Here is a 23,230-nt window from a genome sequence, read left to right as displayed (position 1 = left end):
GTCTCGCTAGAAGTGTGAGAGCTTGTCGCGCCGGTAGAGGTCCAGCGACAGGACCGTGTTCGGCGACCGCTGGCGGACCGCGTAGGCGATGGCGTCGGCGACCTCTATCGCCTCCGTCACCTCACCCTCGTCGAACGACTCCGCCTGCGTCTCGCCGCTCTCGGAGCCGAACTCGGTTCGCACCTCGGTCGGGTTGACGCAGGTCACGCCGACGTTCTCCTCGCCGATGGACCCCTGCAGGCTCGACGCGAACCCGCGGACCCACCACTTCGTCGCGGCGTACACCGGGTTGTGGGGTCGCGGGTGGTTCCCGGACATGCTCCCGAGGAAGACGAGGTTGCCCTCCGACTCTTCGAGGTGCGGAATCGCCTCTCTGGCCGTGTAGAACATCCCGTCGACGTTGACGCCGGTCATCAGCCGGTACTCCTCGTCGGTCAACTCCGCGACCGACTTGTCGATGCCGAGACCGGCGTTGCAGACGACGATGTCGAGCGATCCGAACCGCTCGACGGTCGCGTCGACGAGCGCCCGGACCGCGTCGGAGTCGGTCACGTCCGTCGGCACGACGCTCACGGCGGCGTCCGTCGTCTCGCGAATCTCGTCCGCAAGCGATTCCAGTCGTTCGACTCGGCGGGCGGCGAGACACACGTCCGCGCCGTCCTCGGCGAGCACGCGCGCGGTTGCCGCGCCGATTCCCGAACTCGCGCCCGTGATGAGCGCCGTCCGTCCGTCGAGCGGGTCTTCCAAAGCGGTTGGTCGGTCGACCATACCCCGTGATTATCACCCTGTGTGATACGTGTTTCCCCGTGACGCTCACCGGTCGGGTGGCGAAAATCCGTTTCGGGGGCTCGATTCAGACGAGGCGCCGGAGGGTTGTCAGGCTGTCGCGGCCGCCGTGGGAGAGTCTCGCTCTCGGTGGCGGATTACTCCTCGTCGAAGAGGGTCTCCCCTTCGACCATGTGTTCTTCGACGGCGTCGAGGTCGAGCGTCAACCCGAGGCCGGGCGTTTCGGGAATCTCCATCCGACCGTTCTGAATCAGGCCGTCTTCCTCGACGAGGTCTTCCCACCAGCCGAGTTGGTAGGAGTGGTACTCGACGGCCAGCGAGTTCGGGATGGCCGCGGCGACCTGCGCGGAGGCCATCGTCCCGATGGGCGACGAGACGTTGTGCATCGCCACGGGGATGTAGTACATGTCCGCGAGGTCGGCTATCTTCCGCGTCTCGCGCATGCCGCCGACGCGGGGCAGGTCGGGCGCGACGATGTCCACCGCCTGGGGTTCGAGTAGCGTCCGCTGGCCGAACTTCCGGTAGACGTTCTCGCCGACCGCGATGGGCGTCGTCGTGGACTGGGTCACGAGCTTCTGCACGTCGTGGTTCTCCGGCGGGACGGGGTCTTCGAGCCACCACACGTCGTAGTCTTCCAACTCGGATGCGAGGCGCTTGGCGCTCCCGCCGGTAAAGGACCAGTGGCAGTCGAACGCCACGTCCGCGCGGTCGCCGACGGCCTCGGTGACCGCCTCGACGATTTCGACCTTGTGGTCGATTTCGGGGTTGCGGAGGTGGCGGTTCGCGCGGTCCTTCTCGTGGCCCGAGGGCACGTCGAGGTCGAATTTGATGGCGTCGTAGCCGAGTTCCTCGACCACGCGGACGCCCTCCTCGGCGCAGGCCTGCGGGTTGGCCTCGTCTTCGGTGTGGAGGTCGCAGTAGACGCGCACCTCGTCGCGGTACTTCCCGCCGACGAGCTGATAGGCGGGCACGTCGAGGAGCTTCCCGGCCGCGTCGTGAAGCGCGATTTCGATACCCGAGATGGCGGAGACGGTCTTGCCCGAAATCGACCCCTCGCCGGACATCTTCTGGACGAGGTGCTCGTACAGGCGGTCGATGTCGAGGGGGTTCTCGCCGATGATGAACGGCTTCATCCGCTCGATGATGGCGGTGTCGCCGCCGCCCCAGTAGGCCTCGCCGGTGCCGACGACACCCGCGTCGGTGTAGACGCGGACGAGAATCCACGGGTAGGTGCCGTCGACCATCGTCGTCTGTACGTCCGTGATTTCGGCGTCGCGGACGCCGCCTCGCGGATTCGTGATATTCATCGTCTCCGCGGACAGGTCGCGCATCGTGTACTCCGCGTTCGGGTCGCTAAGCTTCGCTTGCTCAACCATTTCGCACGTATATGCCGAAAGCCACTACAAAAGTGTGTGGGTCGGTAGTCCGTCGCTCACCCCGACGCGCGCTCCCGAACTCGCCCCGTCGACGACAGCCAACAAATAGTGACCGCTTCGCAAGAGTTGTATGTCGGAAGACAGAACGTGTACTCGATGACGGACCCCAGTAAAAACTACGTTAACGGCGAGTGGGTGACCTCGGAGACCGGCGAAACGGCCGAGGTAACGAACCCCGCGAACCCGAGCGACGTGGTCGCGACGTATCAGCACTCGAACGAGAACGACGCCGCCGCGGCCGTCGACGCCGCCGCCGCGGCCGAAGACGAGTGGCGAAACACGCCCGGTCCCGAGCGCGGGCGCATCCTCCGCGAGGCGGGCACGCTCCTCGCCCAGCGCAAGGAGGAACTGACGGAGATTCTCATCGCCGAGGAGGGGAAGGCGCGGCCCGAAGCGGCGGGTGAGGTACAGCGCGCCATCGACATCTTCCACTACTTCTCGACGAAGGCGGCGGACCTCGGCGGCGCGAAAAAGGGTGCGAGCGGGCCGAACACGAACCTCTACACGCGGCAGGAGCCCGTCGGCGTCGCGGCGCTCATCACGCCGTGGAACTACCCCATCGCCATTCCGGCGTGGAAGCTCGCCCCGGCGCTCGCCGCCGGCAACACCGTCGTTCTGAAGCCCGCCTCCATCGCGCCCGGCGTCGTCGTCGAAATCGCCCGCGCGCTCGACGAGGCCGGCCTCCCGGACGGGGTCCTCAACGTCGTCACCGGCCCCGGAAGCTCGGTCGGTTCCGAGTTCATCGCCAACGAGGGCACGGACCTCGTCTCCTTCACCGGGAGCAGTCAGGTCGGTGAGATGGTTTACGAGCAGGCCACAGACGCCGGCAAGCGCGTCCAGACCGAACTCGGCGGGAAGAACCCGACGCTCGTCGCCGACTCCGCGGACCCCGCCGAGGCCGCCGACATCGTCGCCAACGGCGGGTTCGGAACCACCGGCCAGTCGTGTACGGCCTGTTCCCGCGCCATCGTCCACGAGGACGTGTACGACGACTTCGTCGCCGAGCTCGTCGACCGCGCGGAGTCCCTCGACGTCGGCCCCGGAACCGACCACGAGATGGGGCCGCAGGTCAGCGAGTCCGAACTCTCCTCGACGCTCGAATACATCGACATCGCTGAAGGCGAGGGCGCGACGCTCGTCGCCGGCGGCGGCGTCCCCGAGGGCGAGGCAGTCGAGACGGGTCACTTCGTGGAGCCGACCGTGTTCACCGATGTCGACCCCGACATGCGCATCGCACAGGAGGAAGTCTTCGGCCCGGTCATCGCCGTCATCGAAGTGAGCGACTTCGACGAGGGGCTGGCGGTCGCGAACGGCGTCGACTACGGCCTGTCGGCCAGCGTCGTCACCGACGACCACACCGAGGCGAACCGCTTCGTCGACGAGGTCGAAGCCGGCGTGGTGAAGGTCAACGACAAGACGACTGGCCTCGAACTCCACGTCCCCTTCGGCGGGTTCAAGCGTTCCTCGTCCGAGACGTGGCGCGAGCAGGGCGACGCCGGCCTCGACTTCTACACCATCGAGAAGACCGTCTACGACAACTACTGAGCGTCCGCACCGGTCGCCCGCGGCGACCGCCTGACCACCTGCTCTCGTTTCGTTTTCTTGCTCTCTTCTCCTCTCGTCTCCTCTCGTATACTCGATAGTGGCAACCCACTCACCGCCAATCAAATTCTCTATAACAGAACACGATTCTGGACTCGGGCGCTGTATTCGTTACGGGATTAGCTGTGTAATCTCTGACCGCGATAGCACAGCGAAAACTCTGCGACTTCGACTCAGAACCGACAAATCGGTCGTCTCGAATCTCGTTCCGAGATAGCGAACGGAAGCGTCAGTAGTTGATGTTGAGTTCGACGACGTTCGCCGCGCTCAGGACGCGCTCGGGGAGCGCCCCGTGGAGGTCTTCGTCGCTGACTCGGCTGGCGGGAGCGGAGACGCTGATGGCACCGAGCACCTCGCCGGACGAGGATTTGATGGGTGCCGCGAGACAGCGCAGGCCTTCGAGACGCTCGCCGTCGTCGATGGCGTAGCCCCGCTCGCGGACCGCTTCGAGCACCTGAAATAGCTCCTGTCGCGTGCCGATGCTCTTCGGCGTCTTCTGTTCGAGTCCGTGACGCTCGATTATCTTGTTGACCCGAGACTCCGGGAGATTCGCGAGAATCGCCTTCCCGAGCGCCGTCGTGTGCAGGTTCGTTCGCAGGCCCGCGTAGGTATCGAGGTCCACGGCGTCGTCGCCTTTCGCCCGCATCAGGTAGACGCCCATCCCCTGTTCTTCGACGAGGAGGTTGGCGAGTTCGCCCGTGTCGGCGGCGAGCGACTTGACCTCGGGTTCGGCGATTTGATACACCTCCATCGACTTCCGACTGTGGCCGCCGACTTCGAGGAACTTCAAGCCGACCCGGTAGTCGTCGCCGTCCTTGAGGACGTACCCGTGTTTCTGGAGCGTCGTCAAGTGGTTGTGCACCGCGCTCTTTCCCATGTCGAGGTCACCGGCCAGTTCCGTGACCCCACAGGGTCCCTTCCCCATCAACTCCTCGACGAGCGCCAGCGTCTTTTCCGTGGTTCGAACCGGGTGTTTGGCGTCCATGATTATTCGTTATTAACTATCTGAATAAGTGTTCTGGTCGGGAGAACAGAAGACTGTGAACGTGGAACGTCGTTTCAGCGGGCCCTCGTCTGTCACGCAACTGCTCTGACTTTTCGACTGTTGTTCTGTTATGGTGCAATACTTCGTGCGGTACTTCTTCACTTTCTCTATCTTACGTACTCGTCGTCTGTTCTCTGCCGCTCCCTCGAAACGAGGTTGTATTCGGACTCTCTAATTTGGAATTTTTTTTGTTAACGCTTCGGGGCGTCCATAAAAACGTCAGTTCCGTTCGCCTCTGAGGCCGCTGTTTTCGTCTCGACGACCGGTCGTGACTGGCGGACGCCGACGTTCCGTCTTCTTCAGATAGTTGTTCAATATGTACAATATCAATTCGCGTTCTCTCGCGGATCAGTTCCACGGTTCGCACTCGTCGTGTCTCACGGCCGAGGACGAACGGGGAGGGCCACAACGGGTCGGCGTCGGTGACGACCCGCCGTCGGAGTCCACGGTCCAGCCTCTCGTTATCGGTTCAGTCGTCCGCCGTACTCGTCTGAGTCGCGTCGTCAGCTCGCTCGCCCGCGACTTCGGCGAGGGCGTTCGTCACCGTTCCGTGTTCGGCGGCGTGCGGTCGACCGGACGAGTCGTCGTAGCCGTAGTCGAAGATGCGGTTCCGGTTGAGACTGAGCTTCGTGAACTCCGGTCGGAGCATGTCGAACAGGTCGAACCGCGCTTGGAGTTCGGGGAACTGCGCCTGATAGTCGAGAACCGCGCGTCGCGCGTGCGCCCAGAACTCCCGCTCGGCGTAGTCTTCGTGCTCTTCGAGCACGTCGGCGACGTACCGGAGGACACAGACGAACAGCCCGGAGAAGATGAACTGGCAGAGACCCTCCGGCGGTTCTTTTCGGAGTACGTCGTGCACGTCGTCGGGAAGCGATTCCAACTCCGGGAGCGACTGGTCGCTCACGTTTACGTCGTCCGCGAAGTCCTTGACCGCGAGTCGGGTGGGAACGCCGTCTTCGACGACGAGGATGGTGTTTTGGCCGTGTGGAGAGAACACCGTTCCGTAGCGGTAGAGGAAGTGCAACAGCGGTGGCAAGACGGTGTCGAAGAACTCGGCCAGCCACTCGTCGAGAGTCAGTCCCGACTGTTCGACCAGCCGCGAGACGAAGGGTTCGCCGGCGCCGTCGACGTGCATCAACGACGAGAGCGTAATCGCCCGCTCGCCGTCTTCGAGGAACGTGTCGATGGACTCCCGCCAGACCGCGCCCAACAGTTCGTGGTACTGGTACGGCGAGCCGTCGATGTCGGTGAACTCTCTGTGGTCGTAGTTGAGGCCCGCAATCTCGCCGGGGAGAATCAATCCCTGTTCCTGCAGGAAGTCGTCCCGCTCGTAGATGCCCTTGATGTATTCGGTGACCGTCGGTGCGAGTTCGGTCCGCTCGCCGGGAAGTCCCCGCCAGACCAGCGTGTTGAGAATCCGCATCGGCACCTTCACGTGGTGCTTGTCGGCGTCGTCGACGTTGACGAAGGTCCGGACCGACTGTTGCGGGAGGTACTCGTCCGGCCCGTCACCGAGCGGGACGATGTCACCGGCCGCGATGTGGTCGGGAAACAGCGGGACGACGCTGTGTTCCCACTGCCAGTCGTGGACCGGCATGAAAAAGTAGGCGTCCGGGTCGTACCCCTTCGCGTCGAGACGGCTTCGGAATCGCTCGTAGTAGTCGCCGAGTTCGCCGCGGACGAGCGAGTCGTGGTCGACCCCCTCGGCTCCGACGAACGTCGCGTGTCCCTTGCGGACCGCCGCCCACGAGAGCGTCACCGGCGATTTGCGCTCCGGTGCGTACTGCTTGTAATCGTCGTACCCCCAGCCGAGCCGCCCCTTGTTGTACGTAATCCACGGGTGGCCCTCCATCTCGCCTTCGAGACGGGCGTAATCGAGATCCGTCGGGTCGAACCCCTCCCGGTCCCGTTTTCGCGACTCGATGTGGGCGTCCGCGAGTAGCGTCCGCTTGTACTCGCGGACCAGGTTTCCCTCGGTGAGGCCGTCGAGGGCCGTCGTCTCGCCGAGGTCGCGCAGTAGTCGAAGGGGGTCGCCGAGCGGTTTCCACGGCCCGACGGTCCGCCGCTCGACCGTGTCGCCGTAGACGTGGAGACTGTCCATCAGTCGGTCGGCGGCCTCGAACCGGTAGCTCATCTCGCCGAGGTCGAACCGGTAGACGTGGCGGTCGTCGCCGGCGTCGACTTTCCGCGGCTCGATTATCTCCTCGTAGGCGAACTCTTCGAGCATCTTCGTCAGGAGGCGGCGCTCGACCGTCTCCCAGACGTCTGCGTCTAGTGCGTCCCGTAGCGTGGTGTCGTTCGGATTCATCGGTATCGTTAGTCGTTCTGCGTCGGCGTGAGTCGCGTTTCGATCCCGCCCGCGCGGGTGGCGTTCGGTGCGTGTTCGAGGAACTGCGCCACCGAGAAGTCCTGAAAGACCGTGTCGACGTCGTCGGGATAGACCTCGCGCCCGACGAGTCGGTTGACGAACTTCGCGTTCCGGTGGCATCCGAGGCCGAGGTCCGGAACCCCGACGCCGTGGGTGTGGACCTCGGCGTTCTGGAGAAACACGTCTCCGGGCACGTCGACCGCGAGTCGGTGGTCTTCGGTCACTTCGAACCGGTTCTTTCCGTCCCATTCGATGACGCCTTCCATCGGTTCGAGGAACTCGGGAATCGGCCGTTCGTAGCCCGTGCCGAGAATCACGACCTCGCTTTCGTGGACGAACGGCTCCTCGGCCTGCCACTGGCGACAGTCGAGGGCGTACGCGTCGCCGACGGGCTCGATATCTCGGACCTCGGTCATCGCAAAGAGGCCGACGTCGGGGTGCCGACCGCCGATGGAGCGCCGGTAGAGCAGGTCGTATATTTCGGCGCTCGTCTCCGGGTCGATGCCCTTGTACAGCAGGTCCTGATTCGGGATGAGGTCGTCTCTCACCGCCTGCGGCAGGTCGTAGACGTACCGCTCGTACTCGGGCGTGAAGTGCTGGAGACCGAGCTTCGAGTACTCCATTGGGAAAAAGCCGTCCGAGCGAGTCAGCCAATCCAGCCGGTAGCCGTGGTCGGACTGTCGCTCCAGGAGGTCTTGGAACACTTCGGCGGCGCTCTGTCCGGACCCGATGACGGTGACTGTATCCGCGTCCACGACGCGCTCGCGGTGGTACCGATACCGCGCCGTGTGGTGGACGTCTTCGGTCGGGTGTCCACGAAGGTGTTCGGGGACGTGCGGCCGAGAGCCGATTCCGAGCGCGAGGCTCTCGGCGCGGTACTCGGAGCGGTCGCCGGTTTCCGGATTCCGAGCAGTGACCGCGTAGCACCCCTCGCGTTCGTCCCAGCGCACTTCGGTGACCTCGCGGCTGAACCGGCAGGCGTCGAGTCGGTCGACCACCCATCGGAGGTAGTCGTTGTACTCCCGCCGGGGAATCTGGAACGTCTCGTAGAAGTAGAACTCGTAGATGCGACCGGTCTCCCGCAGGTAGTTGAGGTAGCTGTGGGGACTCGTCGGGTCGGCCAGCGTCACGAGGTCCGCGAGGAACGGGACTTCCAGCGTCGTCCCCTCGATGAGCATCCCCTCGTGCCACGCGAACTCGGCGTCCCGTTCGAGGAACGCCGCGTCCACGTCCTCGGGCGCGCTGTCGAGCAGGGCCGCCAGTCCGAGGTTGAACGGGCCGAGACCGATTCCGACTACGTCGTGGACGTGCGACTCGCTCATCGGCTCACCTCCGCCTCTGCGTTCTCGACCACCGTATCGAAGAACCGGTCGCGCTCGCAGTGCATCAACAGCGCCTCCTTGTCGGGGAGGTCGATGCGTTTCTGCGCCTCGTAGCCGCACCGCTCGAAGACGTGGATGACCCGTTCGTTTCGCACGTCCGGTTCGCTGACGACGCGAGTCGCGTCGGTCGCGCGGAACTGAAACGCCGTCATCGCCCGCAAGAGCGGTATCGAGTAGCCCCGCCCGCGATACTCCGACGGCCCGATGAGCAGGTGGACGCCTCGGTCTTCGGGAGCGGCGTCGTAGCACTCCGCGACGACGTCGTCGGCCGCCCGATACGCCTCCCAGTAGCTCATCGGCGTGTGATCGAGCAGGCCGACGTACGGCGTCAGGTGGTCGTCGGCCAACTTCTCGTCGAGCCGTTTTCGAAACGTCGGTTCCGGGAGGTCGAGTTGCCAGTACGGCTTCACGTGGTCGGAACCGAGCCACGCGTGAAGACTGTCGAAATCGAGGGCCGGGTCGACTTCCGCGAAGCCGATGGTCCGGTCGATGGTTTCGTCGCGGACGCGATACGCGTATTTGCGGCCTGCGTCGTCCGTCGCGGGGTCCGCCGCGGCGTTTACCGACGCGTCGGTCATGGCGCTGGCACCTCCAGTTCCGTGACGAGCGGATTGTCGATGTCGGCGTACACCGACTGGTTCGCCAGCGACCCCTCCAGTTCGTCCATGTCGTGGAACCGCGTGAGTAGGTTCGCCTTGCATGGAACCGTCGCTTTCGTGAGGAGGTCGTCGAGAAGCGACGACGATGGCCGGTCGTACCGGCGAAGCGATTCGAGCTCGTCGCGGAGGACGCTCAAGAGGCGTCGCTCGTCGACCAGACCGGCCGTGCCGAAGGCGTTGACGAGGCCGAAGGCGTTGTTGATGACGACGTAGTATCGGATGCGCTCGTCGGCGACGGCGTCCGGGCAGACGGTGTCGGCGCGCTCGCCGATGCCGGGCAGGAGCGCGTCCACCTCGTCGCACATCGACTCGGGGAGGTAGTAGCCCTGGTTGTCGCGGTAGCGGAACGTCTCGGGGTAGCCGCCGTCGAGCGTCAGCACGCTGTTCTGCTGGTGGGCCTCGACACCCAGCCCGCGTTCGAGATACAGCCACAGCACCGGCCGAACCGACAGTTCGAGGTACTGTCGGAACCAGTCTTCCGCCACCGCCGCAGTGGTTCGTCCCTCGTGATCGGCGATACCCTCCACGAGCGTCGCCAGCCGCGACGAGCCGTCGCCGAGGTGGTCCTGGCAGAGGCCGACCACGGGCGTCGCGTTCGTCGCCGCGTTGCCGCGGAAGGGATTCTCGCGGAGGACGGTCTCGAAGCCGGACTCGCCGTCACCGAGGTCCACCGTCAGGTACGCCGGGTCGCGGACGACGTCGAACGCCGGGAACCGGGATTCGAGGTCGTCGCCGAGCTCGGTGTCCAGCAGTTCGGTGACGGCGACGCCGCGCTCCAGTTCGGGGCGTTTGTTCGTCCGCTCGGAGTTGGTGATTTTGACGTTCAGCGACGCCTTGACCATGAACGGCGAGTCGGGGGCGTACAGGGTCCGCACCGACGAGGTCGGGTAGAACTCCCGGCCGACTTGGCCGACGTATTCGAGGCCGTCGCCGAGGTGCGCCCGCACCTCGGGTTGCCCGCGGAGGTAGTCCGCCTGCCACGGGTGGACGGGAATCAGCACCTCGTCGCTATCGACGCGTTCGGCGACGAACGCTTCGGAGACCGAGTCGTCCGCGCGGAGGGCCGACGCGACCCACTCGGCCGCCGAGTCGTCGCGGGCGGAGTCCTGTGAGACGAGTTCGGGGTCGGCGCTGAAGTACGCCAGCGGGAACGACCCGCAGAGCTCGGGCGCGTAGCTCCGCGACTCGTGGGCCGGGATGCCCTGTCTGCTCTTGGGCGTCGGGTGGAGCGGGTGGCCGAAGACGAGCGACTGCTCGGCGTCGCGGAAGGTGGTGTCGAAGCCGTACAGTCGCTCCTCGTCGCCGCGGCGGGCCTCGACGAACCGCTCGATGTTCTGGCAGCTCTTGACGACTCGCAGGAGGAGTTCGTCGGCCGCGCCGGTGTCGTCGCGGTCGAGTCTGAGTTCGGTCGTGACGAGCGTCACGAGCATCGTGTACTCGAGGGGGAACGCCTCGCCGTCGGGGAGTCGGTAGACGCCGGGCAGGTCGAACAGGTGGCGGTCCGTCGCCGAGCGGTACGAAAGCGGGACGTAGAGGTCCCCGCCCTGCCGGGAAAGCGGCGCGTGGACGACTTTCTCGACGTCCGTCCCGACCGGCGCGTCCTCAGCGGGGACGATGGCGTAGTCGCCGGTCTCCCGGAGGTAGCAGTTCAGGAAGCTGTGTATCGTCGCTGACTCGGCTGTGTCGTTCGGGTTCATTCGTGTCGGTCGTCGGTCGTCGTTTCGAGTGCGGTGCCGCGAGTCGAAATCTCGCGCAGGAGGTCTCGGAGGTCCTCGCGCGTCGTTCGGGGGTTCAGGAGCGTCAGCTTCAGGCACGTCTCGCCGTCGACGGTGGTCCGGGCCACCACGGCCTCGCCGTCGTCGAGGAGGGAGTCGCGGATGGCCTCGTTCAGGTCGTCGGCGCTCGGGCCGTCGGCCGAAGCGCCGCCGTCTCGTTCGTGGTCGGGGACGTACCGGAAGACGACGACGTTCAGTTCGGACTCGTGGACGAGTCGGAGGTCGGGGTCGGCCTCGACGAGCCTCGCGCCGTCGTCGGCGAGGTCGACGGTGTACTCGACCATCGACGCCAGCCCCTCGCGGCCGAGCGCCTGCATCGTGACGAAGGGTTTGAGCGCGTCGAACCGCCGGGTGGTCTGGGCCGACTTCGAGACGAGGTTCGGCACGCCGGCGTCGTCGTCGCGCTCGGGGTTCAGGTAGGCCGCGTTGCGGTCGATGAGGTCGTACACCGACGCGTCGCGGACGAGAACCGCGCCGCAGCTAATCGGTTGGTAGAACAGCTTGTGGAAGTCGACCGCGACTGAGTCCGCGGCCTCGATGCCGGCGAGCTTGTCGGCGTGGTCGTCGCTCAGGGCGAGCGCGCCGCCCCACGCGGCGTCGACGTGGTACCAGCAGTCGAGTTCGACCGCGCGCTCGGCCAGCGGGCCTAACGGGTCGATGCTTCCGAAGTCCGTCGTCCCCGCGGTGGCGACGATTGCGAACGGGCGTTTGCCGCGCTCGCGGAGGTCCGCGACCGCCTCGTCGAACGCTTCTATCGACAGGCGGCGATCGTCGTCGGTCGGGACGGTGACGACGGCGTTCTCCCCGAGACCGAGGTGCGAGGCCGCCTGCGTGGCGGTGAAGTGGGCGTCGGCTGAGCAGAGGATTCGCAGGTCCCGCGCTTCCAGCGGGAGGCCCGCCTGTTGTACGTCGACGCCGTACTCCTCCAGGACGACCCTGTTGCGCGCGAGGAGCAGGCCGACGAAGTTCGACTGGGTGCCGCCGCTGGTGAACACGCCGTCGCCGTCCTCGTAGCCGAACAGGTCGCACAACTCGTCGACGAACCGCCGTTCGAGTTGCGTCGCGGCGGGACTCTGGTCCCACGAGTCCATCGACTGATTCGTCGCTGTCAGGAGCACCTCGGCCGCGAGCGCCGGAATCGTCGGCGGACACTGGAGGTGCGCGACGCAGGTCGGGTCGGAGACGCCGACGGAGTTCCGCAGAATCGGCTCGGTGCGGTCGAGCGCCGCGGCCACGCCGTCGCCCTCGTGCGGGAGCATCTCGAACCGGGCGAGCGCGTCGTCGAGTTCCTCGGGCGTCGCCCCCGAGTACGGCGTCGCCTCGTCGGCGAACTCGTCGAGGACGAGGTCGCGTGCCCGCCGAATCGCGTCGCGGTAGCGCGCTCGGTCGCCGTCGTTGCCGCTCAGGAACCACTTCGCGGCGTCCGGTCGCGGGTCGCGGCGCTCGCCGACGCCGCCGACGCCATTCATGCGGTGACCTCCCGGCGACCGCCGGCGTCGACTTCCTCGATTGCGGCCTCCACGGCGTCCGCGAAGATGCTTCCGATGGCGTCCACGTCGCTCGGGGTGACGACGAGCGGCGGGAGGAACCGGACGACGCTCCCGTGGCGGCCGCCGAGCTCGACGATGAGGCCGCGGTCGAAACACGCCGCGCGGACGGCGTCGGCGAGGTCAGGATGCGCCGGGAAGCGCCCGCAGGCGTCGGGTTCACCCGCGGGGTCGACGAGTTCGACGCCGAGCATCAGCCCGCGACCGCGCACGTCGCCGACGGCGTCGTGGGCGCGTTTCGTCGCGTCGAGGTGGCCGCGGAGTCGGTCACCCATGCGCGCGGCGCGGTCGTCGAGGTCGTGTTCGAGCACGTGTTCGATGGTGGCGATGCCGGCGGCCATGGCGAGTTGGTTCCCCCGGAAGGTGCCGGCGTGCGCGCCCGGCTCCCAGACGTCGAGCGACTCGTCGTAGACGACGACCGAAAGCGGGAGCGACCCGCCGATGGCCTTCGAGAGCGTGACCGCGTCGGGGACGATGTCGGCGTGTTCGAAGGCGTACAGCTCGCCGGTCCGGCCGAGGCCGGTCTGAATCTCGTCTACGACCAGTGGGATGTCGCGCTCGCGGGTCATCCGCCGAATCTCGCGGGTCCAGTCGTCGGGCGCGGGAATCGCGCCGCCCTCGCCCTGCACGAGTTCGACCACCATCCCCGCGGGTTCGGTGATGCCGCTTTCGGGGTCGTCGAGGGTGCGCTCGACGTATCGGGCGGCGAGTTCGCGGCACTCCTCGCCGCCGACGCCGAACGGACACCGGTACTCGTACGGGTACGGCAGGTGGTGTACGTTGGGCATCAGGCCGGGTACGTCCGCCTTCGGGTCGGTGTCGCCCATCAGGCTCAGCGCGCCGTTGGTCATGCCGTGGTAGCCGCCCTGAAACCCGAGGACGCTCCGGTTGCCCGTCGCGGTCTTGACGAGCTTGAGCGCGGCCTCGACGGCGTCGGTCCCGGCGGGGCTACAGAACTGTACCCGCGCGCTGTCGGCGAACTCGTCGGGGAGGCTGTCGAACAGCGTGTCGACGAACCGCTCCTTGACGGGGGTCGTGATGTCGAGGGTGTGGAGCGGCCGGTCCTCGGCGAGGACGCGCTCCATCGCCTCGACCACCTTCGGGTGGTTGTGGCCGAGCGCGAGCGTGCCGGCCCCCGCGAGGCAGTCGTAGTACTCTTCGCCGTCCATGTCGGTGACGGTGACGCCCGAGGCCTCCCGTATCGCGTGTGGGAGGTGTCGGGGATAGGTCCGCGCGCTCGACTCGCGGGCGGCCTGCTGTTCGAGTAACGCCTTGTTGCCGGCCGTCGGGTCGGTCATCGCGCTTCCCTCCGTTGATTCGTCGTCGGTCTGTCGCTGTCGAGCATCAGATTTTAGGTTGGCCTAAACATACAAAAGTTTTACTGCAAGAAAAATATTAGTGAAAATATCTGGACAGCGCAGTGGCTCGTCGGCCGCGGCAACCGACTCGCGGCGGCCGGTCCCACGGCCCAGCGGCGCGCTCCCTCGCGGACGCCGCCGGCGGTCGGACGCGTGCCGAGGTCCGCTTCGCCGCGAACTCACCTCGTTTCCGCTCGGCGGAACACCTCCATGAGCGGGGGTTCACCCTCGGCGAACCGCGACGCGGTGGCCGCCGGGACCCCGCCTATATCTCGGCTCACTGCTATATTTTTAGGCTAGCCTAAAACATCATAAGCGTTCTGGCGGGACGCGCCGCTCGACGGCTGGGCGAAGAGAGAAAGCGGGGCCGCGAGCTCGGGGCGAGTTACAGGTCGCCGTTAACGATGTCCGCGACGCGCTGGGCGTCGAACAGGCGCTCGTCGGCGTCGTACAGCGCCCGTGCGAGGCGGTCGGTCACGACGAGGTTCGTGATGGGGCCCTGATAGAGCGCGCCGGCGCGGTAGACGTCGCCGTTCTGGACGGCGGTGAGTTCGCTCGCCACCTCGTGGTTCTCCATGAACGAGATGACCGTGTTCTGGAACTCCTCGCGGGTCTTAGCCTCCTGTCCACGCACGAGGAGCACTTCGGGGTCGACTTCCAGAAGCGTCTCGAAGTCGACCGCGCCGCGGTTGCTGTAGAAGTCCCGCACGTCGGTCGCCGCGAGCGCGTCGTTTATTTGGAGGTCGTTGAGGTGCTTGAAGCTCGTTCCCTCGTCGATGACGTAGGGGTAGAACTCCTCGGGTTCGTCGCCGCCGCCCCAGACGACGGCGGCCGAGGGCCGCTCGCCCTGCGCGGGGACGACCGGCGCGAGGTTCGACTGGAACTCCTCGTGGACCCCCTCGAACGCCTCGAAGCGGTCCTCGCGCTGGAACACCTGCGCGAACTTCTCGAACGCCTCGTAGAGGCTGTAGTAGCGGTAGTCCTCGTGCCACGCGTAGCCGCGCGAGAAGATGCTGTTACCGAAGAACGGCCCGACCTGCGTGCTAATCTCCTCGATGTCGGCCTCGCTCCACTGGCCGCGGTTCAGGAGGAAGTTCGGGTCGGCGACGTGCACGTCCGCGTTCAGCTCGTAGAACTGCTCTTTGCCGACGCCGCTGTCGCCCCACAGCTGACGGATGGACGACTTGTCGACGCTCACGTCCGGAATCTCGTCGTAGTACTGCGTGTGGTACCGGCCGGGGAGCCAGAGGCCCATCGGCGCGTCGAGCCCGAGCGCGACGCCCATGTCGGCCCAACTGCCGTTGTTCGCGACCCACGTCTCCGGGACCGAGTCGAAGGTGACCTCGCCGACCGGCTCTATCGACACCGAGTAGGACTCCGCCGCCTCGGTCGTCGTCTCGGTTTCGGTCTCCGTCGCTGTCTCGGTCGCCGCCTCGGTCGTCGCGGCCGCGGTCGTCTCGGTTTCGGACTCCGTCGTCGTCTCCGACCCGCCGCCGGTACAGCCGGCGAGCAAGCCGCCGGCGACGACCGCGCCGCCGTACTGGAGGTACTCGCGCCGCGTCGATTCCCGTCCGCTTTGTCCGTCGTTTGCCATGTATTTTAGGCTTACCTAAATAGTTAAAACGTCTTCGGAATTTAGGTGAGCCTAACTACCTCCGCGCGGGGCGGGGGAAGGAGGCGACTCAGTCCGCCGCGTCGACGGGCGCTCTGACGGCGAGCACCGAGAGGTCCGAGTACGGCGTCGAGTCGGGACCGTTCCCCCCGGCCGAGTCGCGCAGGTCGCCGAGCGTCGTTCTGGTGATTCGCTCGTCGTCGTGGGTCAGTCGTTCGAGCACGAGCGCGTCCAGCGAGGGGTCAGCGCCCGAATCGAGGAGGTATTCGGCGATGTCGCCCGGCATCCAGTCGAACGGCCGCGGCAGGACGAGCAGGTGGCGCTCGCCGACCGCCTCGGCCAGTCGGTCGAGGTCGGCGTCGAGCGACCCGCTTTTGTGGAGCGTGACGAACCGCGTGTCCTCCATCGGCGTCCGGGCCCGACTCGCGGCTATCTGGAGCGACGAGATACCCGGAATCACCCGCACCGGTCGCTCGACGGTCCGCTGGACCTTCCCGAGGAACTGGTAGCCCGAGTGGTTCGGGTCGCCCATGAGCACCGCCGTCCCCCGGTCGCCGGCCGCGACGCGCCGCCCGAACTCGGCCAGCGCGTCGGCCTCGTCGGCGTAGCCGCAGGTGAGCAGGTCGGCGTCGGTTTCGTCGGCGACGAAGTCGACGACCGTCTCGAAGCCGACGACCACGTCGGCCTCCCGAATCGCCCGCCGCCCGCGGGGCGTCAGGTACTCCGGATTTCCGGGACCGACGCCGACTGCGTAGACCGGCGGGTCGGCGGCCTCGGAGTCCGTGGCGTCGTCGCCGCCCCCGTCGATTTCGTCGATGCTCGGTTCGGGTGCGGCCGCGGCGAACGCCGCCGGGTCCGGCCCCGAATCGAGGTCGTACGGGTCGCTTTCGCCCTCACTCATGATTTGCGAGGTCTACGTCGCCGTTGCGAACGTCGCTCGCGACGTGAATCAACTCGTTCGTGAGCGCGGCCGCGAGGCCGCTCCCGCCGCGTTTCCCGACGTTCGTCACCGCTGGAACGCCGTACTCCTCGGCGATTTCGCGGACGCGCTTCCGACTCTCTTCTGCCTTGACGAACCCGACGGGCGTCGCCACGACGGCCGCCGGTCGGGTGCCGTTTTCGATGCAGTCGCAGAGCGCCAACGCGGCGGTCGGCGCGTTGCCGACGACCGCGATTGCGCCGTCGTAGACGCCCTCCTTGTCGAGTTCGAGCACCGCGGCCGCGGTCCGGGTCATGCCCGTCTCGGCGGCGAGCTCGGCCCCGTTGCCGATTGCCTTCCGGACCGGGCAGTCGTGGCCGCGGCCCGTGATGCCGGCTTTCGCCATCGTGATGTCGGTCACGATGGGGCGCTCGTCGAGGACGGCCCTCGCGCCCGCGACAACGGGGTCGTTCTGGCACCGGATGAGGTGCTGGAACTCGATGTCGCCGGTCGAGTGGACCGCCTTCTGCCGAAGTCGGTCGGTCAGCGTCTCGTCGGGGACGAACGTCCGGACGATGTCCATGCTCGTCTCCGCGATGTCCATTGCTTCCTGCGTCGTCGCGCCGAGGTCGGCGTAGGCGTCTCGTTCAGTCATCGGATTGGGTCTGTGTCATCGCGTTCGTCGTGTTCGCTTCGAGGTCGCCTTCGACGGAGAGGTTGATGTCCTGCAACCGCTCTCGGACGTCGTCGTCGGCGTCCCACAGGTCGCGGTCGATGGCTTCGAGGAACGTCGCGGTGATGCTTTCGAGCGCCCACGGGTTCACCTCGCGCATCCACTCCTGTCGGTCCCCGTCGAAGGCGTAGGCGTCGGCGAGGTGCTCCCAGAGGGTGTCGCTGACGACGCCCGTCGTCGCGTCCCAACCGAGCGCGACATCGACCGTGGTCGAGAGGTCGCCCGCGCCCTTGTAGCCGTGTTCTTCCATGCTGTCGAGCCAGTCGGGGTTGAGGACGCGCGCCCGCATCGCCTTGCGGACCTTCTCCTCGTTCGTGTAGACGCTGACGTTGTCGGGGTCGCTGGAGTCGCCGACGTACGAGGCCGGGTCGCTCCCCGAAATCTCGCCGACTGCGGAGACGAACCCACCGTGGAAGGCGTACCAGTCGGACGAGTCGAACTCGTCCTGCTCGGCGGTGTCCTCGATTTTCACGGTCGCCTCGACGCCGCTCAGGCGTCGCTCGAAGGCGTCGTGGGCCTCGGTCACCTTGCCGCGACTCCCGAGGGCGTAGCCGCCCCACTGGACGAACACGTCCGCGAGGTCGCTTCGGTCGTCCCACTCGCCCTCGTCGACGGCCTTGTTCGTCCCCGCGCCGTAGCCGCCGGGCGTCGTCGTGAACACGCGGTGTTTAGCCAGTTTCTCGGCCTCGTCGGCGTCGACGCCGTCGGCCTCGAACTCGGCGGCGTCCTCCTCGACGTGCTTTTTCACGTAGTTCATCTCGTGGGGTTCGTCGAGTTCGACCACCGCGTCGACGGCGTCGTTGACGACGCTCGCGGCCTGCGGGAACGCGTCGCGGAACAGCCCCGAGACGCGGGTCGTCACGTCGATTCGCGGGCGGTCGAGTTCGTCCAGCGGAATCGGCTCCACGTCATCGACGCGGCCCGCGTCGGTCCACACCGGCTCGACGCCCATGAACGCGAGCACCTGCGCGATGGTCTCGCCGCGGGTCCGAACCGTCGGCGTCCCCCACGCGACGACCCCGAACTCCTCGGGGTACTCGCCGTGGTCGTCGTAGTGGCGGTCGAGAACGCCCTCGGCGACGCGCTCGCCGACGCTCCACGCCGGTTTCGCGGGCACTTTCCGCGGGTCGAGCGTGTAGAAGTTCCGCCCGGTCGGCAGTAGGTCCACCCCGCCGCGGGTCGGCGCGCCGGAGCCGCCGGGTCGGACGTACTCGCCGTCGAGCGCGTCGGCGGTCTGCGGAATCTCGTCTTCGGCGGCCGCGATTCGCGGGGCCGCCTCGTCGCAGATGAACGCCAGCACCTCGCGGAGCTCGTCGTGCGCGCCGCGTTTCGCCCGCGCGTCGCCGAGTTGGTCGATATCGACGATGAGCAGGTTCGTGTTCACCTCGTCGTCGGGGCCGGCGTCGACCTCCGACTCGGGCACGTCGAAGTCGCGTTCCGCGAGTGCGGAGACCAGTTCGACACACTGGTCGTAGACGCGGTCGGCGGCCTCCGAGAGATACATCCCGAGGTCGTCGTCGTACGTCCCCGGCTCGTCACGCATCCGGTCGTAGTCGACGCCCATGACGCCCGCAACGCTCTCGCGGAGGCTCGGCGTGTCCGCGTTCGGCAGTCGGGTGAGCGCGACGAGGTACTCCACGAGCCGGTCGCGCTCGGGCGGCTCGCCCATCGTGTGGAGGCCCATCCGAATCTGCGTCGTCTTCACGTCGGTCAGGTACTCGTGGACGCGCTCGACGAGTTCGTCGAAATCGACCTCATTGGAGACGACATCGCCGTCCGCGTCGCCGATGGCGTCGGCGTCTTCGAACCCGAGTTCGACCGCGAGGTCGAGGTCGTCGACCGCGTCAACGAGGAGTTCGCGGAGCTGGTCGCCGCGCTCCGGTCGGGCCTCGTCCATGCCCGCCTCGCGGTACTCGCGGGCGAGTTCTTCGAGGTCCGCGAGGTCGTCGTAGGTTCCCGCGGTGCGCATGACCGGCGTGAGGTAGTCCACGATGGCCGCGTACGACCGGCGCTTGGCCTGCGTCCCCTCGCCGGGGTTGTTGATGATGTACGGGTAGACGTTCGGGAGGTCCGAAACCAGTTGGTCCGGCGCGCTCTCGCCGTTCAGGCCGACGGTCTTGCCGGGGAGCCATTCGAGGCTCCCGTGGGTGCCGAGGTGGACCACGGCGTCGGCCTCGAACGCCTCGCGGAGCCACGCGTAGAACGCCACGTAGTCGTGCGGCGGCTGGAGGTCCGAGTCGTGGTACACCTTCGAGGGGTCCATCCCGAACCCGCGCGGGGGCTGGACGGTCACGAGGACGTTCTCGAACTCGACGCCCGGAATCGCAAACGGTCGCTCGGGCGGGTCGCCCCACTCCTCGATGACGTTGTCGCGGAAGCGGTCGTCGGCGTCGGCAAACCAGTCGGCGTACTGGTCGGGTGAGACCACGTCGACGCTCAGGTCCCGCACGTCTTCGGGCGCGACCCAGCGGTCGTCAAGCGTCAACTGCGAGGTGAGGTCGTCGATGAGCGCCTGCCCGTCCGCGGGGAGGTCGCCGACGGCGTAGCCCCGCTCCCGGAGTTCGGACAGGAGGTTGACCGTGCTCGCGGGGCTGTCCATCCCGAAGGCCGTTCCGATGCCGTCGTCGCTCGGCGGGTAGTTGTGGAGGACGACCGCGACGTTCTTCTCGTCGTTCGGGAGGTGGCGGAGCCGCGCCCAGTTAACCGCGAGCCGGGAGACGCGGTCCACGCGGTCCTCGATGGGGAAGTGCTGTTTCGGCGCGCTCCCGACGCCCGCCTCGTCTTCCATCCGTTCTTTCCCGCTTATCGGGTGGGTGATGACGTTGCCGTCGAACTCCGGGAGCGCGACCGACAGCGCGAGTTCGAAGCCCATCACGCCCGTGTCGCTCGACTCGTACCGGCTCCGAGAGCGCATGGTCGTGATGGCCTGCAACACGGGGACGCCGAGTTCGGTGAGGAACACGTCCTCGGCGGCCGAACCCTCGTCGTCGGCGTCGCGGCCCCGCTCGCTCATCGACAGCGAGAACATGAAGGAGCTGACGACGGCGTCGACGACGGGGCCGTCGTCGTCCGAAAACCAGTTTCGGGCGACCCACTCGGCGTTCTCCTGTCCTTCCTCGTCGGTCGCGGGGTTGCAGAACGCGGGCAGGACGTTCGCACCGAGCGATTCGAGGCGCTCCACGAGCGCGTCCACGTACCGGGTGTTCGCGTGCGTCCAGTGGGACTCGTAGAACCAGACGCCGATGGTCGGCTTGTCGGGGTCGTGGCTGTCGAGCAGTTCGTCGTACTCGACGCCGGGGTAGTCGGGGTGATAGACGCCCTCGGTCGGGAGTTCGACCGGGTCGTCGACCGCCGTCTCGACGCCGGCGTACTCGGCGGCGAGGAACCGACAGAGGTTCTCGACGTTGACCGCGCCGCCACGGTCGAGGTACTCGCAGACGCGCTCGCGGTCCACGTCGGCGACGGTCGTGTCCCGGCGCGCGAAGGCATCGCCCGTGGCTTTGACGACGAGCGGCACGCCCGCGGATTCGAGTCGTTCGACCGCGTGGTCGTAGCCGGGCATGCTGTCTTCGGCCCCGTGGAGCCAGAAGACGGCCGCCGTCGCCGACTCCAACTCGTCGACGAAGGCGTCCGCGTCGGTCACGTCGTCGATGTCGCTCGCGGAGCGGACGACGAGGTCGATTCCGTCGAGTCGGCGCGCGGCCCGCTGGACCGCGCCCAACTCGTTTTCGGTCGCTGTGTACAGTCCGATTGTCGGTGTCATTGATAAAGTGTTATTGTCTTACTGCAACTACGGTTTCGTATTCGATGACGACTCAGACGCTTCCGTTCTCGGCTATCGTCGGGCAAGACGAACTGAAACGGGCGTTGTTGGCCGTCGGAGCCAACGACGACCTCGACGGTCTGCTCGTCCGCGGCGAGAAGGGCACCGCGAAGTCGACCGCGGTCCGCGCGCTTTCCGACCTCCTGCCCGAACAGGCGGTCGTCGCGGACTGTCCGTACGGCTGTCCGCCGGACCCGGACGACCCGGCCCGCCAGTGCGACTCGTGTCGCGCCCGCGACGACCCCGCGGTCGAGCGCCGGCCGGTCCCGCTCGTGACGCTCCCGCTCGGCGCGACCCGCGACCGGGTCGCGGGCACGCTCTCTGTCGCCGACGCGCTCGACGGCGAGGCGTCGTTCGACCCCGGTCTCTTGGCCCGCGCGAACCGCGGCATCCTCTACGTGGACGAGGTGAACCTCCTCGACGACCACCTCGTCGACCTGCTTTTGGACGCGGCCGCGAGCGGCGTCAACCGCGTCGAGCGCGACGGGGTGAGCGTCGAGCACCCCGCCGAGTTCACCCTCGTCGGGACGATGAATCCCGAGGAGGGCGACCTCCGCCCCCAGCTTCGGGACCGCTTCGCCCTCCAGGCGACCGTCGTCGGGAGCCGCGACATCGACGAGCGCGTGGATATTATCGACCGGGTGCTGGGGGGCGGCGACGACGCCGAAACGGCCAACGACGCCCACCGCGAGGAGACCGCGGCGCTCGAAACCGCGCTCCGCGAGGCGACGGCCCGCCTCGACTCGGTTGCCCTCCCGACCGAGTTCAAACGCGATATCGCCGAACTCTGCGTCGACGCCGGCGTCGAGGGCCACCGCGCCGACATCGCTATCGCCCGCGCGGCCCGCACCCTCGCGGCGCTCGACGGCCGGACGAAAGTGCTCGAAAGCGACGTGCGCGAAGCGGCCGCCCTCGCGCTCCCGCACCGACTCCGGAGCCGCCCGTTCGACGACGACCCCGACCTCGACGACGTGCTCGACGACCACTTCGACGCGGACGCGGACCGGGACGACGACGGCGAGGACGCCGGCGGAGATAGTGACGACGCGGCCGATACTGATGGTGACGGCACCGACGAGGGTGGCGATAGTGACGACGGCGGAGACGGTGGCGACGATGGGGGCGATGGAAACGGGGAAGCGCGCGGCGAGGGAGGCGATTCCGACTCCGACTCCGACGACGACGCCCCGGGACAGGCACCCGACTCCGACACCGGGGATGACGACGGTGGTGACGACCGAGGCGGCGAAGTCGACGGAGCCGACGAGAGTGGCACTGAGAACGGCGATTCTGAAGACGGAACTTCCGAAGACGGCGATACCGACGACTCCGGAGACGGCGACCCCGACGAGGCCACGCCGCTTCTCCCCGGTCAGCGCCGGGCCGGTATCGGCGACTCCGAGCGCCCGCCGGTCGAGGACGCCGCCCTCGACGCGGAGACGCCGGGTGACGGAAGCCGCGCCGCGGTTCGGGAGTCGCGACAGGGACGCGGTTCGCGGGTGCGAACCGAACCGGCGACGGAGACCGACGACATCGACGTGCCGGCGTCGGTCCGGGCCGCGGCCTCGGCTGGTCGGTCCCGCGTCACCCGGTCGGACCTCAGAACCGCGGTTTCCCGCGGGTCGGCCGCGACGCTCGTCGTGTTCGTCGTGGACGCGAGCGCGTCGATGCGCGCCGCGATGCGGCGGGCGAAGGGCACCGTGCTGTCGCTCCTCGAAGACGCCTACGAGAAGCGCGACGAGGTCGCCTTCGTCGCGGTCGCCGGCGACGACGCCGAGGTGTTGCTCCCACCGACCGACAGCGTCACGCTGGCGGCGCGGCACCTGAAGGAGCTTCCGACGGGCGACCGGACGCCGCTTCCGTCCGGGCTGGACGCCGCCCGTCGGGTCATCGACCGCTCGGACGCCGACGCCGCGCTCGTCGTCGTCGTCACCGACGGCCGGGCTAACGTCGCGGACGGGAGTCCGACCGGACAGACCCGGTCGGCGGCGCGGGGCCTCGCCACCGCCGACGCCTCGGTCGTCGTCGTCGACGCCGGTGACGACGGTATCGGCGTGACCGACATCCTCGTCTCCGAGACGGGCGCGCGGCGCATCCCGCTGTCCGACCTGTCGGCCGAGCGGGTCGCCGAGGCCGCGCGCTCCGCGGACGGGCAGTAGCCGGGGGTCGGTCGTCTCGTTTCGCA

At 67.4% G+C, this 23,230-nt stretch carries 14 protein-coding genes and 1 pseudogene; 2 read left to right on the top strand and 13 right to left on the bottom strand.

Annotation, left to right across the window (positions count from 1 at the left end):
- Positions 1–6 precede the first annotated feature (6 nt).
- Positions 7–768: an SDR family oxidoreductase gene (locus ACFQI8_RS12005; protein ID WP_390245060.1), complete on the bottom strand. Its 762-nt coding sequence runs from the start codon at positions 766–768 to the stop codon at positions 7–9.
- Between the two features lie 155 nt (positions 769–923).
- A complete protein-coding gene (locus ACFQI8_RS12000; RefSeq protein WP_390245058.1) occupies positions 924–2,162 on the bottom strand; it encodes a xylonate dehydratase in 1,239 nt (412 codons plus the stop codon).
- Positions 2,163–2,318: 156 nt separating this feature from the next.
- Here ACFQI8_RS12000 and xacF point away from each other — a divergent pair, with 156 nt between their 5' ends.
- Positions 2,319–3,767: a 2,5-dioxovalerate dehydrogenase gene (gene xacF / locus ACFQI8_RS11995; RefSeq protein WP_390245056.1), complete on the top strand. Its 1,449-nt coding sequence runs from the start codon at positions 2,319–2,321 to the stop codon at positions 3,765–3,767.
- Between the two features lie 286 nt (positions 3,768–4,053).
- On the opposite strand, the gene xacR is transcribed toward xacF, so the two are convergent.
- The 11 genes and pseudogenes from xacR to cobN form a co-directional block, all read right to left on the bottom strand.
- Entirely contained in the window at positions 4,054–4,809 is a 756-nt protein-coding gene (xacR, locus tag ACFQI8_RS11990) for an HTH-type transcriptional regulator XacR (RefSeq protein WP_390245054.1), read from the bottom strand.
- A 529-nt stretch (positions 4,810–5,338) separates the two neighbouring features.
- On the bottom strand, positions 5,339–7,177 hold the full coding sequence (locus ACFQI8_RS11985) for an IucA/IucC family protein (protein ID WP_390245052.1): 1,839 nt from the start codon (positions 7,175–7,177) through the stop codon (positions 5,339–5,341).
- Positions 7,178–7,185: 8 nt separating this feature from the next.
- Positions 7,186–8,559, bottom strand: coding sequence for a lysine N(6)-hydroxylase/L-ornithine N(5)-oxygenase family protein (locus ACFQI8_RS11980; RefSeq protein WP_390245050.1), 1,374 nt, complete (start codon positions 8,557–8,559; stop codon positions 7,186–7,188).
- The gene (locus ACFQI8_RS11975; RefSeq protein WP_390245048.1) at positions 8,556–9,197 is read right to left on the bottom strand and encodes a GNAT family N-acetyltransferase; all 642 of its coding nucleotides are present in this window, start codon (positions 9,195–9,197) and stop codon (positions 8,556–8,558) included. The genes ACFQI8_RS11980 and ACFQI8_RS11975 overlap by 4 nt, the downstream gene beginning before the upstream one ends.
- Complete coding sequence (locus ACFQI8_RS11970) at positions 9,194–10,975, bottom strand: IucA/IucC family protein (RefSeq protein WP_390245046.1); 1,782 nt, start codon at positions 10,973–10,975, stop codon at positions 9,194–9,196. The genes ACFQI8_RS11975 and ACFQI8_RS11970 overlap by 4 nt, the downstream gene beginning before the upstream one ends.
- Positions 10,972–12,522: a pyridoxal phosphate-dependent decarboxylase family protein gene (locus tag ACFQI8_RS11965; RefSeq protein WP_390245044.1), complete on the bottom strand. Its 1,551-nt coding sequence runs from the start codon at positions 12,520–12,522 to the stop codon at positions 10,972–10,974. Before ACFQI8_RS11965 ends, ACFQI8_RS11970 begins: the two co-directional genes overlap by 4 nt.
- A pseudogene (locus ACFQI8_RS11960) lies at positions 12,519–13,922 on the bottom strand (diaminobutyrate--2-oxoglutarate transaminase); the annotation flags it as partial. The pseudogene ACFQI8_RS11960 and the gene ACFQI8_RS11965, both read right to left, overlap by 4 nt.
- A 421-nt stretch (positions 13,923–14,343) precedes the next feature.
- Positions 14,344–15,552, bottom strand: a complete 1,209-nt coding sequence (locus ACFQI8_RS11955; protein WP_390245042.1) for an ABC transporter substrate-binding protein — start codon at positions 15,550–15,552, stop codon at positions 14,344–14,346.
- A gap of 88 nt (positions 15,553–15,640) precedes the next feature.
- Positions 15,641–16,471: a cobalt-precorrin-7 (C(5))-methyltransferase gene (locus ACFQI8_RS11950; protein ID WP_390245040.1), complete on the bottom strand. Its 831-nt coding sequence runs from the start codon at positions 16,469–16,471 to the stop codon at positions 15,641–15,643.
- Positions 16,464–17,144, bottom strand: a complete 681-nt coding sequence (locus tag ACFQI8_RS11945) for a precorrin-8X methylmutase (protein WP_390245038.1) — start codon at positions 17,142–17,144, stop codon at positions 16,464–16,466. Before ACFQI8_RS11945 ends, ACFQI8_RS11950 begins: the two co-directional genes overlap by 8 nt.
- On the bottom strand, positions 17,137–20,985 hold the full coding sequence (cobN, locus tag ACFQI8_RS11940) for a cobaltochelatase subunit CobN (RefSeq protein WP_390245036.1): 3,849 nt from the start codon (positions 20,983–20,985) through the stop codon (positions 17,137–17,139). The genes ACFQI8_RS11945 and cobN overlap by 8 nt, the downstream gene beginning before the upstream one ends.
- A gap of 44 nt (positions 20,986–21,029) precedes the next feature.
- Here cobN and ACFQI8_RS11935 point away from each other — a divergent pair, with 44 nt between their 5' ends.
- A complete protein-coding gene (locus ACFQI8_RS11935) occupies positions 21,030–23,204 on the top strand; it encodes a VWA domain-containing protein (RefSeq protein WP_390245034.1) in 2,175 nt (724 codons plus the stop codon).
- The last annotated feature ends 26 nt before the right edge of the window (positions 23,205–23,230 follow it).

Origin of the sequence: Haloferax chudinovii (assembly GCF_042663345.1) — an archaeon.
Classification (GTDB): Archaea; Halobacteriota; Halobacteria; order Halobacteriales; family Haloferacaceae; genus Haloferax; species Haloferax chudinovii.
The sequence above is the reverse complement of the archived record's forward strand: the minus strand, read 5'-3'. Positions and strand labels throughout refer to the sequence as shown.